The organism is Burkholderia sp. SIMBA_051 (assembly GCF_046534915.1).
Lineage (GTDB): Bacteria > Pseudomonadota > Gammaproteobacteria > Burkholderiales > Burkholderiaceae > Burkholderia > Burkholderia ambifaria.
In genome coordinates this window covers 82,071-97,065 of record NZ_JAWRXS010000009.1, presented here as the reverse complement: position 1 = coordinate 97,065, position 14,995 = coordinate 82,071, and the positions used below count along the sequence as shown (strand labels likewise).

Here is a 14,995-nt window from a genome sequence, read left to right as displayed (position 1 = left end):
CGCGTTCCTGTCTGATGGCCTGACTATACATTGATGTCGGTCATCATCAAAGTATTGACATGTTAGATTATGGTCGTCATCATTAAGCCATTCCCACCACCCGACGCTGGAACGACATGTCAGAGAAAACGCTTTTCGAGCCGTACGCCCTCGGTGACCTGACGCTCACCAATCGCATCGTCATGGCACCGCTGACCCGCAACCGTGCCGGCGCCGGGCTGGTGCCCAGCGAGCTTGCCGCGACCTACTACGCGCAGCGCGCGTCGGCCGGCCTGATCATCACCGAGGCCACTCAGGTTTCGGCCCAGGCCCAGGGCTATCAGGACACGCCCGGCCTGTACACACCCGAGCAGATCGCCGGCTGGCGCAAGGTCACGGACGCCGTCCATGCCAAGGGTGGACGCATCTTCGTGCAGCTCTGGCATGTGGGCCGCGTCTCGCACACTGACCTCCAACCTGGCGGTACGGCGCCGGTCGCGCCTTCCGCCATCCGCGCCGAGACGAAAACCTTCGTCAACAACGGCTTTATCGACGTGTCCGAGCCGCGCGCGCTGGAACTCGCCGAGCTGCCGGGCATCGTGAACGACTTTCGACAGGCCGCGGCCAACGCGATTGCCGCAGGTTTCGACGGCGTGGAAATTCACGGCGCGAACGGATATCTGCTGGAGCAGTTCATCAAGGACGGAGCCAACCAGCGCACCGACGATTACGGCGGCTCGATCGAGAACCGTGCGCGGCTGCTGCTCGAAGTGGTCGCCGCAGTGGTCAAGGAAATCGGTGCGGAGCGCACCGGCGTGCGCATCTCGCCGGTTTCGCCGGCCAACGGTATTTCCTGCAGCGATCCGCAAGCGCAGTACGACTACATCGCCGAACAGCTCAACGCGCAGCGCATCGTCTATCTGCACGTGGTCGAAGGTGCGACTGGCGGCCCACGCGATGTTGCCGCGTTCGACTATGACGCGCTGCGCCGCCGTTTCAAGCAGACCTATCTGGCCAACAACGGCTACGACGTGGAATTCGCCACCACTCAACTCAATGAGGGCAGAGCCGACTTGTTCGCGTTCGGCCGTCCGTTTATCAGCAACCCGGACCTGGTCGAACGCCTGAAGCACGGCGCACCACTGACGCAGCTCAACCCGGCGACGCTCTATGGCGGCGGCCCGGCGGGCTACATCGATTACCCGACGATTTCCGGCTAAGGCTTCGTGCCCTTGACTGAGTCTCCGCCAGAAGAACCCTTGAAAAGGAAAGTACCCATGACCACGCTTCCGACAGTCTTCATCACCGGCGCCTCCAGCGGCATCGGTGCCACCTACGCCGAGCGCTTCGCTCGGCGTGGCCATGACCTCGTCCTTGTCGCCCGCGACAAGGCGCGACTCGATGCCCTGGCAGCGCGCCTGCGTGAGGAAAGCGGTGTGGCCGTGGAAGTGCTGCAGTCCGACCTGACCCAGTCCACCGATCTGTCCGCGCTCGAGGCTCGTCTGCGCGATGACAATCGAATAGGAATTCTGATCAACAATGCCGGCGTGGCTCAGTCGGGCGGCTTCCTCCAGCAAACCCCTGAAAGCATCGAACGCCTGATCACGCTCAACACGACGGCGCTGACGAGGCTTGCAGCCGCGGTCGCGCCACGCTTCGTGCAGTCCGGTAACGGCTCGATCGTCAACATTGGCTCGGTGGTGGGTTTCGCGCCCGAGTTCGGCATGTCGATCTACGGCGCGACCAAGGCATTCGTGCTGTTCCTGTCGCAGGGCATGAATCTCGAGTTGTCACCCAAGGGTGTTTACGTGCAAGCCGTCCTGCCGGCGGCGACGCGCACGGAGATCTGGGAGCGCGCCGGGGTCGACGTGAACACGCTGCCCGAGGTGATGGAAGTGGGCGAGTTGGTTGATGCCGCACTGATCGGGTTCGACCGTCGCGAACGGGTCACGATCCCGCCGCTGCACGTAGCCGGGCGGTGGGACGCGCTGGATGGCGCTCGACAGGGACTGTTGTCGGACATTCGACAAGCACACGCGGCCGAGCGTTATCAGCTCCGCGCCTGACCATTCAATTGCACCAAACGGCGGAACGATGGATGCCACGATGACCGACACCCATATCACTACGCCCACGCGCTTCGTGGATGTCAACGGTACTCGATTCGCCTACCGCCGCTGGGGTAACGCGGATTCTTCGCAGCCGCCGTTACTGTTCCTGCAGCACTTCCGCGGCGGGATGGACAACTGGGATCCGCTGATGACGGATGGGCTTGCCCAAAGCCGCGAAGTCATTCTCTATAACGGTCGCGGCGTCGCTTCCTCCGGCGGACAACCACGAACGCGCATCGAGGACATGGCCGATGACGCAGCGGCTTTCGTTCGTGCACTCGGCTTGCAGCAAATCGACGTTCTGGGCTTTTCGCTGGGCGGGTTTCAGGCGCTCGACCTGACCTGGCGCCATCCCGAGCTCGTGCGCAAGCTGATGCTGCTGGGCACCGGGCCGCGCGGGGGGAATCCGGAAATGGAGCAGCGCGTATTGACCACCGCGGTCAATCCGGTGCCGGCGTTCGAAGACTTCCTCTACCTGTTCTTCGGACGATCAGCAGAAGCCGAGCAGGCGGCAAGGGCGTTCTGGGAGCGGCGCCATATGCGAGCCGACCAGGATCCGCCATCCTCGCCGGAGGTCTCGATCGCCCAGATCGAGGCCAACGTGCTGTATATGCCGAGGCTCTCGGAAGACGATCCTTTCGCGTATCTGCGCGGTATCCGGCAGCCTACGTTCATCTTGAATGGCGTGAACGACGTGATGGTCCCGACGGTTAACTCCTTCTACATGGCGCGCAACCTGCCCAATGCGCAGTTGTTCATTTACCCGGATGCCGGCCACGCCGCGCAGTTTCAGTACCCGCAACGCTTCCTGGGTCACGCAGTTCAGTTCCTGAGCGAGTGACGCGACGGTCGTCATGGTCCGAACGCACTTTTCTCAGGTCAAAAGGATGCCCGAAATGCTTAAGTTCAAGTTCCTGTTGTGGGCATTCGCCCAACTGCTGAGACGCAAGATCCGGCGCGACGCCAACGCCGCGCGCTACGTCGCGTCCAAGAGCCTGGTATGCCAGATTCGTACGGTTTCGGGTGCCGGGCGCTACTTTGTGATCAAAGATGGCACCGTCCGATCGTATGCGGGACTGGCAGCGACGCCTCGATTCACGCTCACCTTTACGAGTGCCGCCAAAGGCTTCGAGATTCTGTCGGCCAAGGATGCCCAGGCGGCCTTCCTCAGGGGAGTGGGCAGTAAAGACCTGATCATCAGTGGCGACTTCCGGGAAGTGTTGTGGTTCCAGGGCCTGACGGCGTTCCTGCAGCCTCCGAAAATCGTCTCGCCTTACGACCGCACCGTCTTCTGAGTTGCCATGAAACCCGATCTGCTGAACCAGCCACTGCACCTGCCCAATGGCAGCGCTCTGCGTAACCGGCTCGCCAAGGCCGCGATGAGCGAGACCCTGGGCACCTACGATAATCGCCCGACACCGGACCTGGTGCAGTTGTACCGACGCTGGGCTGCGTCGGGGCTCGGACTGATCATGACAGGCAATGTGATGATCGACCGCCGCGCGTTGGGCGAGCCCGGGAATGTCGTGATCGAAGACGACGCGGACTTGCCCGTGCTGCGCCAGTGGGCGGAGGCTGCAACCGCGCAAGGGGCGTCGATCTGGGTGCAGCTCAACCATCCTGGCAAGCAATCGACCAAGGGTTTGAACGCGTTCAACCTGGCGCCCTCCGCGGTTCCTTTCCGCGAGGACATGGCGGCGTTCTTCGAGACACCGCGCGAAGCGACCACGTCGGAGATTCAAGACATCATCGAACGCTTCGGGCGCAGCGCGGCCATTTGCAAGAAGGCCGGGTTCAGTGGCGTAGAGATCCACGGAGCCCATGGTTATCTGATCAGCCAATTTCTTTCTCCGCACCACAACCGCCGCAGCGACGAATGGGGCGGCAGTCCCGAGAAGCGGCGCCGCTTCGTCCTGGCCGTCTATGCGGAAATCCGCCGGCAGGTCGGCCCGGACTTCCCGGTGGGAATCAAGCTCAATTCGGCCGACTTCCAGCGCGGTGGTTTTACGGAAGAAGAATCGATCGAGACAATCCGCGCGTTGAGCGAGGCGGGGATCGACCTGATCGAGATTTCCGGCGGTACCTATGAGGCGCCTGCCATGAGCGGGGCGATGCAAGAACCGAAGAAGGCATCCACCGCGGCGCGGGAAGCCTACTTCCTTGATTTTGCCCAGAAGGTGCGCGCGGCAGTCAACGTGCCGCTCATGGTGACCGGTGGTTTTCGCACCGCCGCCGGCATGAACGCGGCGCTGCACTCCAGCGCGCTGGATGTGGTGGGCCTGGCGCGGCTGCTCGCGATCGATCCCGATGCACCCGCTGCTTTGCTTCAAGGGCGCGACAGCCTGCAGCAGGTGCAACCGATCAGTACCGGCCTCAAGGCTGTCGATCGCCTCGGAATCATGGAGGTGCTGTGGTACACGCGCCAGCTCAAGCGCATTGCGAGAGGTAGAGAACCGCGCCCCGACGAGGGCGGGCTTGCAGCATTCCTGAAGTCTGCTTTCAGCAGCGGCTGGGGAACGTTTCGCACGCGGCGTCTGCGGGCGCGCATTTGAGCGCCGAGCGCAGTCGACGAAGAGTCGTTGTCCGAATCGATGCTTGAGGCCACACTTGAGCATCGGGTTGCGGCGCGGATTGAAGTCCCACCTTTTTCCCCGTCAGCATGATGCTCGACATATGAAAGCAGCACCCAGGAGTAAATGATGCAGAGCATCAACCCAGACACCCAATCGACGACGTCGTATGCACGGGCACCGAACAAGTTCGTCAACGCGGCTGGAACCCGCTTCGCCTACCGTGAACTGGGTCCGCACGGCGGCATTCCTTTGGTTTTGCTGAATCACTGGGGAGCCGTTCTGGACAACTTCGACCCGCGCATCGTCGACGGCTTGGCGCAAAAACATCGCGTCATCGCGATCGACTATCGAGGCATTGGCTTATCCGGTGGCATCGCGCCCGTGACCGTGGACGAGATGGCGCGCGACACCATCGCGCTGATTCGCGCAATGGGTTTCGATCAAGTCGATCTGCTCGGCTTCTCGCTTGGCGGCTTCGTCGCGCAGGACGTGGCGCTCAAGGCGCCGGGCCTCGTGCGCAAGCTCATCCTCACTGGCACGGGCCCCGCCGGCGGTCACGGTATCGATCGTGTGGGTGCCGTGTCCACGCCACTCATGCTCAAAGGCCTGCTCACGCTGCGCGATCCGAAGGCGTATCTGTTCTTCACGTCCACAACCACCGGCCAGCAGGCGGCAAGCGCCTTCTTGAAACGGTTGAAGGAACGTAAGTCCGGCCGCGACAAGGCGCCGACACCTCGCGCCTTCCTTCATCAACTCAAGGCGATCAACGCGTGGGGCCAGCAGGCGCCCCAGGACCTCGCGAGTCTGCCCATGCCTGTCCTGATCGCCAATGGGGATAACGACATCATGGTGCCCACCGCGCTCAGCCACGAGATGGCCCGCCGCATCCCGCAGGCGCAGCTCGTCATTTATCAGGACGCCGGCCACGGCGGAATCTTCCAGCATTACGCCAACTTCGTACCCACGGCACTGGAATTTCTGTCGCAATGAAGTTTCTCGCGAATACAACGCAGCATCGGAGCAAGCGCAACATGAAAGCACTCACATTCAAACGCTATGGCAAATCACCCGAGATCGGGTTCGCCGAAGTGCCGCGCCCCACGCTCGAGCCCGACGAACTGCTGGTCGAGGTTCACGCTGCGGGGGTGAACCCGATCGACAACATGATTCCAACGGGCATGTTCAAACCCGTCGTGAAGTTCCAGTTGCCCGCGATCATGGGTAGCGATCTGGCCGGTATCGTGATCGATGTCGGCAGCCGCGTCACTCGCTTCAAGAAAGGCGACGCCGTCTTTGCAAGTCTGTTCGACCTTGGAAGAGGATCTATCGCCGAATTTGCCGTGGTACCGGAGAGCGCTGCAGCCCCGAAGCCGGTCAATCTGGACTTCGTGCACGCTGCCTCGGTCCCCATGGTCGGGCTCACTTCATGGCAAGCACTGAAGGAGCGTGCCAATCTTCAACCGGGTCAGAAGGTGTTCATTCCCGCAGGGTCCGGCGGCATTGGAACATTCGCGATCCAACTGGCCAAATATTTTGGCGCCAAGGTGGGGACCAATACCAGCACCGGTAATATCCCGTTGGTGACAAGCCTGGGCGCGGACGAAGTAATCGACTACAAGAAGCAAGCGTTCGAGAAAGTGCTGCACGACTACGATGTGGTGCTGGGCACGATCAGGGGCGACGCGGTTGAAAAATCAGTAGGAATCCTGAAGCCGGGAGGGAAGATCGTCTCTCTTATCGGGCCGCTGGACGCAGCGTTCGCGCGTGCTCGCGGTCTGAACTTCGTCCTGCAGTTCGTATTCAGCCTGATGAGCCGCAAGATCATGCGGCTTGCGAAAAAACGAGGCGTCACCTACTCGTTTCTCTTCGTACGCCCCGACGGTGCTCAACTCGCCGAGATTGGCAAACTGCTCGAATCCGAACGTATCCATCCCGTGATCGACAAGGTATTTCCGTTTGAACAAGCAAAGGATGCACTGGAATACCTGGCCCAAGGACGCGCCAAGGGCAAGGTCGTCGTCAGGATCAAGTGAAGGATGGCGAGGAGCGCCGCCCGAGGCTTCGAACGGCGCATATCTCGCCGCTCACTCGCGGCGCCGCGGTCGTGCGGCTGGCTCGGCGACACGGTCGACCCACCCCCGGTAAAACGCGCGGTACTTGAGCACGAGCTTGTCGTACTTGCTGTACGCACCGCCGCCGTCCGGCTTCATCCCGTTCCAGATCTTGACGTCGTAACCCGCGGCCTGCTTGGTCTGCAGCCCGAACAGCACGAAGTCGGTCGCGCGGCGCAGGATCCCGCCCACCTTCTTGATCGAGATGAGCATGTGCATGACGTTCTTGCCGTCGCTCACCGGCGTCACGCACTGGAGCAGCTTGTATTTGACGTCGCCGTCCAGCGCGACCGTCATGACGCACCCGCCCGGGTAGCCATCGAAGTGCAGGTTCATCTGCGACATGTCCATGCCGAGCGCGCGCGACAGCATGCCGAGGGGCCCGAAGTATCGGTTCACGGTGAAGTCGATCCCGGCGCCGAACCACGCGCCCGCCCGGGCCAGCGACTCGACCTCCGGCCACGGGCGCCAATCGTCGAACAGCTTGAGCTCGAAGGCCGAGATCGGCAGCGCGTGCACGGGAGTCGCGTGCTGCGCGTCGTAGAAGTTCTCGACGATCCGCAACACCGCCGTCGTCGTCTCGAACGCGAAGTGCACGTGCATGAAGTCGCTGTTGTCGACGTCGGCCGCGGCGATTTCGGGCAGCGGGTGCAGCGGCTGCGGCGAGCCGTACCAGACCCACACGTAGCCATATCGCTCGGCGGTGACCAGCGTCGGCTGGCGCGCGCCGCGCGGGACGGGCTCCAGCCGGCTCACCGCCTCGCTGTGGCCGGGGATGTGAACGCACTGGCCCTGCTCGTCGTAGCGCCAGTGGTGAAACGGGCACTGGATGCACCCGTCCTTGATCTGCCCGTCGGCCAGATTCGCGCCGAGGTGCGCGCAGTGGCGATCCATCACCACGGCCCGCCCCGTCGTGCCGCGCCACGCCACGCACGGTCGGCCGAACAGCGTCAACTCCGTCGGCTTGTCCTTGAGGGCGTCCGAGCGCATCGCGACGTACCAGCTCGCGGCCACGCGCGTGGTCGCGTCGTACGCTGCCTGGGGAGGCTCCTTGACGCTCGGTTGATCGAATTGAATGTCGTCCATCGTTTTTGTGTCGTCGTTGGTCGATTACTTCAGCGCCAGGCCGATGCGGGTCGTGATGTACGCCCTGAGCAGCGCGAACATCGGGTTGTAGTCGAAGTACTTTTTCACCTCTGCCGGCGCGCTGGTTTGCGTCCAGTACATCAGCTTCATCGCCGGCAGCAGGCTGTACTTCGAGTTGTTGAGCTGCGGCTTTTCCCCCGTGATGCAGTACCCGAAGCCGAACATCGGCTTGGCGAACTCGCGTTCGTCGATGAGCGCGTGAATCCGCGCCGCCGCTTCCTCGGCCGGCTTTAACCCGGCGCTCACGGCCTCGACCTCGGCCTTGGCGTCGTTGAACAACTGGTAGTACTCCTCCATGTCCGCGCACAGGTAACCGAGGTAGGGCGGGTCGTTGTCGAGGTGATCGAGGTCGCCCTCGTCGCGCGACGCGCGGAACCTCGCGTGGGCTTGCACGAGCCGGAACTGTCCGAGGATCGTGCCGACCGCCCACAGCCTGTGGAACGCATCCCACAGCCGGAAGTCCTTGAACGCCGTGTAGCAGCAGCTGACGAAGTCGTCGTTGTGGTCCAGAAGCTTCTGCTGCAGGCGCTCGATGTACTCGAAGCGCTCGGGGGAGAAGTCGTCGTCGCGCAGCGCCTTGATGAGGCGCGCCGCGAGCGCGTGGATCGTCACCGCGGTGTTCTCGAGCCCGCGGGAGAACAGCGGGTCGATGAAGCCGTTCGCGTGCAGCATCAGGCAGTAGCGGTCGCCGACGCAGGCGCTCGACGAGAACTGCAGGCGGTCGGTCCTGACCCAGTCGCGCACCGGCACGGCGTCCCGGAACTGCGCGCCGATGCTCGGGAACCGCGCGAGGAACTCGTCGAATTCCTGCTGCGCGGAGATATCCGTTTTCGGGTAGACACGCGGGTCGAGCTGCAGGCCGACGCTCACCAGGTTGTTGGTCGAGCGCGGGTGGTTGTTGAACGGAATCACCCACAGCCAGCCGCCGTCGAACATGTGGTGCAGGGTTCCTTCGTGCCAGCGCCAGCGCTGCCCCTTGACCTTGAAGATGTCGTCGAACGGCTTGACCCCGAGCATGTGCGTGTAGAGGCTGCGCGAGTGCGTCTTGAAGCGACATGGCTCTTCGCGGAGCCCGAACTTGGTCGCGAGCGGCGCGCGCGGCCCGCCGCAGTCGATCATGTACCGGCCGGTGAACCGGTCACCCTGGGCGGTGGTCACCGCGACGCCGTCCTTGTCCGCGTGATATTCGGTCACGCTCGTCCTCTGGCGGACCGTGCAGCCGTATTTGATGGCGGCTTGCAACAGGTAGGCGTCGACGTCTTGCCGGTAATAATGGCTCTCCGGACCCCACGGCAGCTCGGGAATCACGCACTGCGTGAACTCCTTCGGGTCGTGCTCCTGGCCCGGCTTGTGGAACACGAAGCCGAAGTTGCGCTTGATGCCCGTGCTCGACGCGACGTAACGCTGCGTCGAGTAGAACGACGTGATGTGGTCGAGCTCCGGAATGCCGTAGCGATCGGCGATGATGCGGTTCATCAGAGACGTCTCGGGGATCGACGATTCGCCGATCGTGAACCGCGGGTGCGACGACTCTTCGATGATCAGCACCCGAAACTGTTGTTTGGCCAGGATGGCGCCCATCTGGGTGCCGGACATGCCCGAGCCGAGGATGATCACGTCGAAGTGGTTGCTATCGCGCCCGTTCGCGGGGCTCATCTGAGTCATGGGGGCAAACTCTCCTTGTGAGATGGAACACATGGCCGCGTGTGTCAGGATGCGTCGAGCGCGGCGCGGATGCGGGACCGCGCCGCGCGCGTGAGCGTGAGCAGATCGCCGAGCATGCTGGGCGCGTACCCGCCGCTGCCGATGCTGGGGCCGCTTCGCCCGACTTCGTACGCCCGCTCGGCCAATTTGACGTGAGGCGCCCGGAAGCGCAGCAGAACCTCGAAGACCCGGTCGAGGGCCGCCAGGCCGGCCCGCACGGGCTCGCTCCGCGTGCCGATCGCATGCGCCTCGCCGAGCGCGCGGTCGAGGAGCGCCGGCTCGCCGGCGAATCGCGCGTAGACCGCCCGGAATGCGGGAAGCACGTAGGGCAGGTACGTCTCCTTGAATTCTCGATAGGCCTGGTGGTCCGATTGCGAGCCCCACAGCACGTGCTCCAGCACGAAGAGGGGCATTTCCACGGCACCGGGGCCGAGGTAGCTCTGGCCTCCGATTCGAATCGGTTCGTAGTAGGGCCGCAGCTCGTCGTAGAAGACCTGCAGCGAGATGAAGCGATACGCGTACACGATCGACTCGACCATTTTCTGCAGATAGGCTGCCAGCTCGTCGCAGCCCTGCGCGAATGCGGGCGAGCGCAGCGACACGTCGGACAGCTCGACGGTCACCGCGATGGCCGCCTCGAGCGCCGCCATCGAGATGCGCACGCTCTCGAGCAGATGCGCTTCGTCGGGGAGGCCGGTGTAGCTGCGCTGCGCGTCGGCCGCCGCGGGGTTCCAGACCGTCACATGCAGGAGCGTCTCGCGCGGCGGCAGGTCGGTCGCGCGCGCCAGGTCGAGCAGCACCGGCTCGAGCCCGGGCATCGCGTCCGCGGGCTCGTGTCCGTGCCGCTTGAGCGACCCGAGGAAGAACCCGATGTCCCGCATCGCGGCGGCGGCTTCGACGAAGCCCCAGCCGGCGGGCACGCCGCGCGTCGGGAGAAACTCGCGCAGCAGGCCGACGATGCCGGGCACGTCCTTTTTACGGTTCAGGCCCGGCAGCCGCAGAACGAGCGCGCGCGCCTGCAACGGATCGCAGGCCGCCACCGCGGCGTGCGTGGCCGCGAATGCGCCTACCCGGTCCAGGGTGCGCTCCACTACAGGATTTCCTGCGCCGCGAGCGTCGACCCGCGCTGGCTGCGAGACACCCCCGCGTCGCCGTCACGCAGCGAGCGCAGGTAGTCGTAGTTCGTCGGCAGGCTCGTGCGCAGCCGCTCGGCCTCGCGCCGGATGCTGGCGAACATCGCCTCGGCCTTCTCGATCGACTCCGGTCGGTGCTGCAACAGCGGCAGCGACCGGTCGGGCAGTAGCCCCAAGCCGGCAAAGATGCAGTAGTAGTTGCCGTTCAACCAGAAGTTCTTGAATTCGTAGTCGAAGGTTTCGTAGTACATCGAATCGTCGAACGACGTGGTGGTCAGCGGCAGCCCGGCCTTGTAGCGCTGAACCTTCTCCTTGATGGCGTCCGAAAGCCGCAGGTCGTGCCGGTTCGCGAGCCAGAACGGCGTGTCGTCGCGCGATGTGGTGAAGTAGTGCGCCTGGACGAAATCCCGGCAGTCGTCGAACATGTAGACGATCTCGGCGTTGAAGGCGTCGCTCAACCGCGGGTCGAACGACGTGTCGGGGAAGTGCTTCACGAGCTGGTAAAGCGCCGCGTAGATGAAGTAGATGCCCGTCGATTCCAGCGGCTCCAGAAAGCACGACGACAACCCGATCGACACGCAGTTGTTGACCCACGCGCGCCTGTTGCGCCCGACCCGGAACTTGATCTGGTTGAGCGGCTGATTGTCCGAGAGGCCCCAGAGTTTGAGGAAGTCGGCGGTAGCCTGGTCGCGCGACGTGAACTTGCTCGAGAAGACGTAGCCGCTGCCGAACCGGCCCAGCATCGGAATCTTCCAGGTCCACCCCGAGTTCATGGCGATCGCCGAGGTGTACGGCTCGATCCCGTCGCGCGCGTCGTCGTTGGGCACGGCGCTGGCGACCGCGCTGTCGCACAGCAGGTGGTCGGACATGTCGATGAAGGGTTCCTTCAGGGCCTGATTGATGAGGAGCCCGCGCATGCCGGAGCAGTCGATGAACAGGTCCGCCTCCAGCGTGCGCCCCTCCTTGGTGGACAGGCTGGAGATGTAGCCGCGCTCGTTCAGGTGAACATCCACGACTTCGTCGACCACGCGCTTCACCCCGCGTTCGACGGCCCAGCGCTTCAGGAAGTCGGCTACCAGATGCGCGTCGAAGTGCCACGCGTGGGACATCTGACGCGTGCCGTCGGCCAGGCACGGTGCCAGCTTGCCGTCGAGCGCGCCGGGCTGCGGATAGCACGCGTACTCCATCGGCTGCTGGAAGCCCTGCTCGCGCTTGCGCAGCCAGTAGTGGGTAAGCGGCACGCCGTCGCAGTTCGGCACGTTGCCGAACAAATGGTAGAAGTGATCGTCGCGCGAGGGGTCGGGGGACTTCCTCCAGTTCACGAACTTGATGGCGGCCTTGAAGGCGCCGTTCACCTGGGGCATCCACTCCCGCTCGGGTATTCCGAGGAAGTCGAAGAACACCTTCTGCAAACTCGGGATGGTTGCCTCACCCACGCCGATGCGGGGGATCGCCGCGGACTCGATGAGCGTGATGTTCGCCTGCTGCTGGAGCGCCCGGACGAGGTACGAGGCGGTCATCCACCCCGCGGTGCCGCCGCCGACGATAACGATATTCTTGATCGGATTGCTCATGCCACCTTTCCCATAGGATTTAAAACCTCAATGGATAGTGACGCCTTGTCGAGTTGAACGCGCAACTCGTCCGGTAACGCGTCATAACGTGTCTGATTCATCGTGATAAATGACACCGGGAAGGCGTGGTGAAATCGCGGCAAGGGATGCCTCCTCCGCGCAAAATCCGGACATCATTGGCCGCGGTCCCAGACTTTCGTCTGAGGCTGTTCCGTTATCAATGAAAATAGAGAAGCACAATCGAATAATGCAAGGCGCCCATTGCAGCGGCGGCACACCGCGCAAGGGCTTGTCGAGGCTCGCCGGACCATGCGCTCAGCCGCACCGACGCACCTTAGCAGTGTTCGCGATGGCACGTCTCGCAAAATTTCATATCAATCTCGGTTAATCCAGAGAAATACTCAATATCGGCGGAGTATCCGATAACAAACGATTTAATTTTTTAAAAACGAGAAATTTACTTTTTCGTTGGGGGTGTGTGCGTCAACGAATTTATTGTATAAAAATGCGAAATGAACGACTTGATTGACGGAGGAATAATGGCGTCGCTATTTGCGGAACAAAGGTGCCAATTGGCCTGACCCAAGAAATAGTCCAGGTTCTAAAGGTAGAAAAATTCGGAGAGCCCGGAAATTCCGACGCTTGGGCGCGCATCTGAGCGATTCAGTCATCGTCCGACCGTCATGCTGATCAATGTGGATGCGTCAGATGCTTGAGAGATGCTCTCGCAGGAAGTCGATGAACCGCTGGGTCTTCGCCGGCAACAGACGGGTTTCGGTCAATGCATAGACGGGTACCGGGGTGGCCTCCCACTGTGGCAACACACGACGTAACCGCCCCTGGGCTACGTCATCGGTAACGATGCTCTCCGCCAATATGGCAATCCCCATGTCCAGGGCTGCCAGGCGTTGGATCATGCCGACGCTGTTGAGCAGAAACCGTCCTCCAACTGCGACGTCCAGCGTTTCATCTCTGTTTTGCACGGTCCAGATATCGGACTTTGATCCGCGCAGTCGCAAACATTCATGCTGGACAAGCTCGTCGGGATGCTGAGGTTCGCCCAGCATATCGAGATAGCGAGGTGAGGCGTAGAGATGTCGCGGCAATCGCGCAAGCTGGCGCGCGATCAGGTTGGAGTTGGCGGGCTCACCCATGCGAATGGCGACATCAACCGGGTCGCTCACCAGATCTGCCAAGCGAGGCGATAAATCAAACTCGAAGCGTATGCCGGGATAGCGCCGGGCAAACTCGGCCACCAACGGCGCCAGGAAGATATTGGCGAAGCCTTCGGGGAACGACGCGCGCAACAGCCCGCTGGGCTGGGCAAGCATTTCTCCGAGCTGCTCATGAACGAGTCTGGCCTCCTCGACGATGCGCTTGCTGCGTTCGTAATACAGCAGCCCGGCTTCCGTCGGTTCAACCTTGCGTGTCGTGCGATGCAGCAGCCGCAGTCCGATCGCCTTTTCCAGGGCCCCTATACGGCGGGACAAGGTTGAATTGGGCATGCCCAACGCATCGGCCGCGCCCCGAAACCCTTTGGCCTTCACGACCTCCACGAACAGCGCCATGTCATCGAGATGGGTCATACCATTGCTCCAATATTGGAGCAATGAATTTTACCGGAGGTGGTTTATCCCGTAAATGAGCCGGTTCATGATGGGGCCTTGTGATTCAGCGGACCTGACCATGAGCCAATCAATTACCCCCGATACGATTCGACCCCCGGCCGATGGCCGGCCAGGCGACTTGCTCGACGAGCGCGGTGTGACGGCGTCGGCGCGAGCGAAACCTGTTGTCGTCTCTCCGGTGATATCCCGCCTGCGACCGATGAATCTGAGCAGCCACTTCCGCGCCTATTCGTTGCGCGCGGAGGGCGGCAACGGCGAGCCGATCGACCCGATTCTGGGCGTGGACCACGCGTGGATCAGCGCCCCTCAGTTTCCCGCCCATACGCATGCCGGATTTTCTGCGGTGTCCTATCTATTCCTCGATTCTGAAACCGGCATCGACAATCGTGATTCACTCGGCAATCACAATGTGATCCAGCCTGGTGGGCTGCACTGGACAGCGGCCGGGCGGGGCGTGGTGCACGAAGAGTTCCCCGTCGAGACAGGCAAGACGGTCCATACCCTGCAGATCTTCGTGAACCTGCCCGAGGCGCGGCAGAACGGCGCGCCGTTCGCGTTGAGCCTGGCGCCTTCCGACGTGCCGGTGGTCCATGCGGCTGGCGCCAAGGTGCGGGTGCCTCTGGGAACATTCAGTAGTGCCAAGTCGCCATTGGAAACCCCCACCGAGCTGACCTTGCTCGATATCGCCCTGCACGATGGCGCTGAACTCTGCGTGCCTGTTCCCGCGGGACATGCTGCATTCGTGATGCCGATTCACGGAGACCTGGCGATCAACGGGCAGCTTTTCGAGCGCGAGCAATTCGCCGTGCCGGCGTTTCCTGCGCAGAAGACAGGACACGAACTCGTCCTTTCGGCGACACGAGGTAACGCAAAAGCCGTGCTCTTCAGCGGACCGCCGTTACGCCAGCCGGTGCATTGGCAAGGCCCGATGGCCATGGCTTCGAGTGCAGCGCTGGCATCCGCGATAGCCGCCTACCAGCGCGGTGAATTCGGCACGTTGGATTCCCCCATCGTGCCTGCAAAACACCTTTAATCC

The 14,995-nt window shown here is 62.6% G+C and carries 13 protein-coding genes; 8 read left to right on the top strand and 5 right to left on the bottom strand.

The features are described 5' to 3' along the window. Positions 1-116: 116 nt before the first annotated feature. The 7 genes from SB771_RS22450 to SB771_RS22420 all read left to right on the top strand — a co-directional run bounded on the left by SB771_RS22450 (position 117) and on the right by SB771_RS22420 (position 6,696). Positions 117-1,199, top strand: coding sequence for an alkene reductase (locus tag SB771_RS22450; RefSeq protein WP_175660088.1), 1,083 nt, complete (start codon positions 117-119; stop codon positions 1,197-1,199). Positions 1,200-1,256: 57 nt separating this feature from the next. Next, positions 1,257-2,045 carry an SDR family NAD(P)-dependent oxidoreductase gene (locus tag SB771_RS22445; RefSeq protein WP_175656674.1) on the top strand — a complete coding sequence of 263 codons (789 nt, stop codon included), beginning with the start codon at positions 1,257-1,259 and terminating at the stop codon, positions 2,043-2,045. Positions 2,046-2,085: 40 nt separating this feature from the next. Further along, positions 2,086-2,931, top strand: a complete 846-nt coding sequence (locus SB771_RS22440) for an alpha/beta fold hydrolase (RefSeq protein WP_175656673.1) — start codon at positions 2,086-2,088, stop codon at positions 2,929-2,931. 55 nt (positions 2,932-2,986) lie between these two features. After that, on the top strand, positions 2,987-3,385 hold the full coding sequence (locus tag SB771_RS22435) for a helicase (protein ID WP_175656672.1): 399 nt from the start codon (positions 2,987-2,989) through the stop codon (positions 3,383-3,385). 6 nt (positions 3,386-3,391) lie between these two features. Then, entirely contained in the window at positions 3,392-4,642 is a 1,251-nt protein-coding gene (locus tag SB771_RS22430; protein WP_175656671.1) for an NADH:flavin oxidoreductase/NADH oxidase family protein, read from the top strand. 147 nt (positions 4,643-4,789) lie between these two features. Then, positions 4,790-5,653: an alpha/beta fold hydrolase gene (locus tag SB771_RS22425; protein ID WP_175656670.1), complete on the top strand. Its 864-nt coding sequence runs from the start codon at positions 4,790-4,792 to the stop codon at positions 5,651-5,653. Between the two features lie 41 nt (positions 5,654-5,694). Beyond that, positions 5,695-6,696 carry an NADP-dependent oxidoreductase gene (locus SB771_RS22420; RefSeq protein ID WP_175660089.1) on the top strand — a complete coding sequence of 334 codons (1,002 nt, stop codon included), beginning with the start codon at positions 5,695-5,697 and terminating at the stop codon, positions 6,694-6,696. Between the two features lie 51 nt (positions 6,697-6,747). Here SB771_RS22420 and SB771_RS22415 read toward each other — a convergent pair whose 3' ends face one another. The 5 genes from SB771_RS22415 to SB771_RS22395 all read right to left on the bottom strand — a co-directional run bounded on the left by SB771_RS22415 (position 6,748) and on the right by SB771_RS22395 (position 13,917). Further along, the gene (locus SB771_RS22415) at positions 6,748-7,860 is read right to left on the bottom strand and encodes a Rieske 2Fe-2S domain-containing protein (RefSeq protein ID WP_175660090.1); all 1,113 of its coding nucleotides are present in this window, start codon (positions 7,858-7,860) and stop codon (positions 6,748-6,750) included. Positions 7,861-7,884: 24 nt separating this feature from the next. Continuing rightward, on the bottom strand, positions 7,885-9,585 hold the full coding sequence (locus SB771_RS22410) for an NAD(P)/FAD-dependent oxidoreductase (RefSeq protein ID WP_165753887.1): 1,701 nt from the start codon (positions 9,583-9,585) through the stop codon (positions 7,885-7,887). Between the two features lie 44 nt (positions 9,586-9,629). Further along, complete coding sequence (locus SB771_RS22405; protein WP_175660091.1) at positions 9,630-10,715, bottom strand: monodechloroaminopyrrolnitrin synthase PrnB family protein; 1,086 nt, start codon at positions 10,713-10,715, stop codon at positions 9,630-9,632. Beyond that, positions 10,715-12,331 carry a tryptophan halogenase family protein gene (locus SB771_RS22400; protein ID WP_175660092.1) on the bottom strand — a complete coding sequence of 539 codons (1,617 nt, stop codon included), beginning with the start codon at positions 12,329-12,331 and terminating at the stop codon, positions 10,715-10,717. Before SB771_RS22400 ends, SB771_RS22405 begins: the two co-directional genes overlap by 1 nt. Before the next feature lie 704 nt (positions 12,332-13,035). Beyond that, positions 13,036-13,917, bottom strand: coding sequence for a LysR family transcriptional regulator (locus SB771_RS22395; RefSeq protein ID WP_105830504.1), 882 nt, complete (start codon positions 13,915-13,917; stop codon positions 13,036-13,038). A gap of 100 nt (positions 13,918-14,017) precedes the next feature. Between SB771_RS22395 and SB771_RS22390 the strand changes: the two genes are divergently transcribed. After that, on the top strand, positions 14,018-14,992 hold the full coding sequence (locus SB771_RS22390) for a pirin family protein (RefSeq protein ID WP_341770277.1): 975 nt from the start codon (positions 14,018-14,020) through the stop codon (positions 14,990-14,992). Positions 14,993-14,995 lie beyond the last annotated feature (3 nt).

What these genes read in the sequence shown, in the direction of transcription:
- SB771_RS22440 (WP_175656673.1), top strand. Translation starts at nt 2,086, where the DNA reads ATGACCGACACCCATATCACTACGCCCACGCGCTTCGTGGATGTCAAC.
- SB771_RS22435 (WP_175656672.1), top strand. Translation starts at nt 2,987, where the DNA reads ATGCTTAAGTTCAAGTTCCTGTTGTGGGCATTCGCCCAACTGCTGAGA.
- SB771_RS22400 (WP_175660092.1), bottom strand. Translation starts at nt 12,331, where the DNA reads ATGAGCAATCCGATCAAGAATATCGTTATCGTCGGCGGCGGCACCGCG.
- SB771_RS22395 (WP_105830504.1), bottom strand. Translation starts at nt 13,917, where the DNA reads ATGACCCATCTCGATGACATGGCGCTGTTCGTGGAGGTCGTGAAGGCC.
- SB771_RS22450 (WP_175660088.1), top strand. Translation starts at nt 117, where the DNA reads ATGTCAGAGAAAACGCTTTTCGAGCCGTACGCCCTCGGTGACCTGACG.
- SB771_RS22410 (WP_165753887.1), bottom strand. Translation starts at nt 9,585, where the DNA reads ATGACTCAGATGAGCCCCGCGAACGGGCGCGATAGCAACCACTTCGAC.
- SB771_RS22420 (WP_175660089.1), top strand. Translation starts at nt 5,695, where the DNA reads ATGAAAGCACTCACATTCAAACGCTATGGCAAATCACCCGAGATCGGG.
- SB771_RS22425 (WP_175656670.1), top strand. Translation starts at nt 4,790, where the DNA reads ATGCAGAGCATCAACCCAGACACCCAATCGACGACGTCGTATGCACGG.
- SB771_RS22415 (WP_175660090.1), bottom strand. Translation starts at nt 7,860, where the DNA reads ATGGACGACATTCAATTCGATCAACCGAGCGTCAAGGAGCCTCCCCAG.
- SB771_RS22445 (WP_175656674.1), top strand. Translation starts at nt 1,257, where the DNA reads ATGACCACGCTTCCGACAGTCTTCATCACCGGCGCCTCCAGCGGCATC.
- SB771_RS22390 (WP_341770277.1), top strand. Translation starts at nt 14,018, where the DNA reads ATGAGCCAATCAATTACCCCCGATACGATTCGACCCCCGGCCGATGGC.
- SB771_RS22430 (WP_175656671.1), top strand. Translation starts at nt 3,392, where the DNA reads ATGAAACCCGATCTGCTGAACCAGCCACTGCACCTGCCCAATGGCAGC.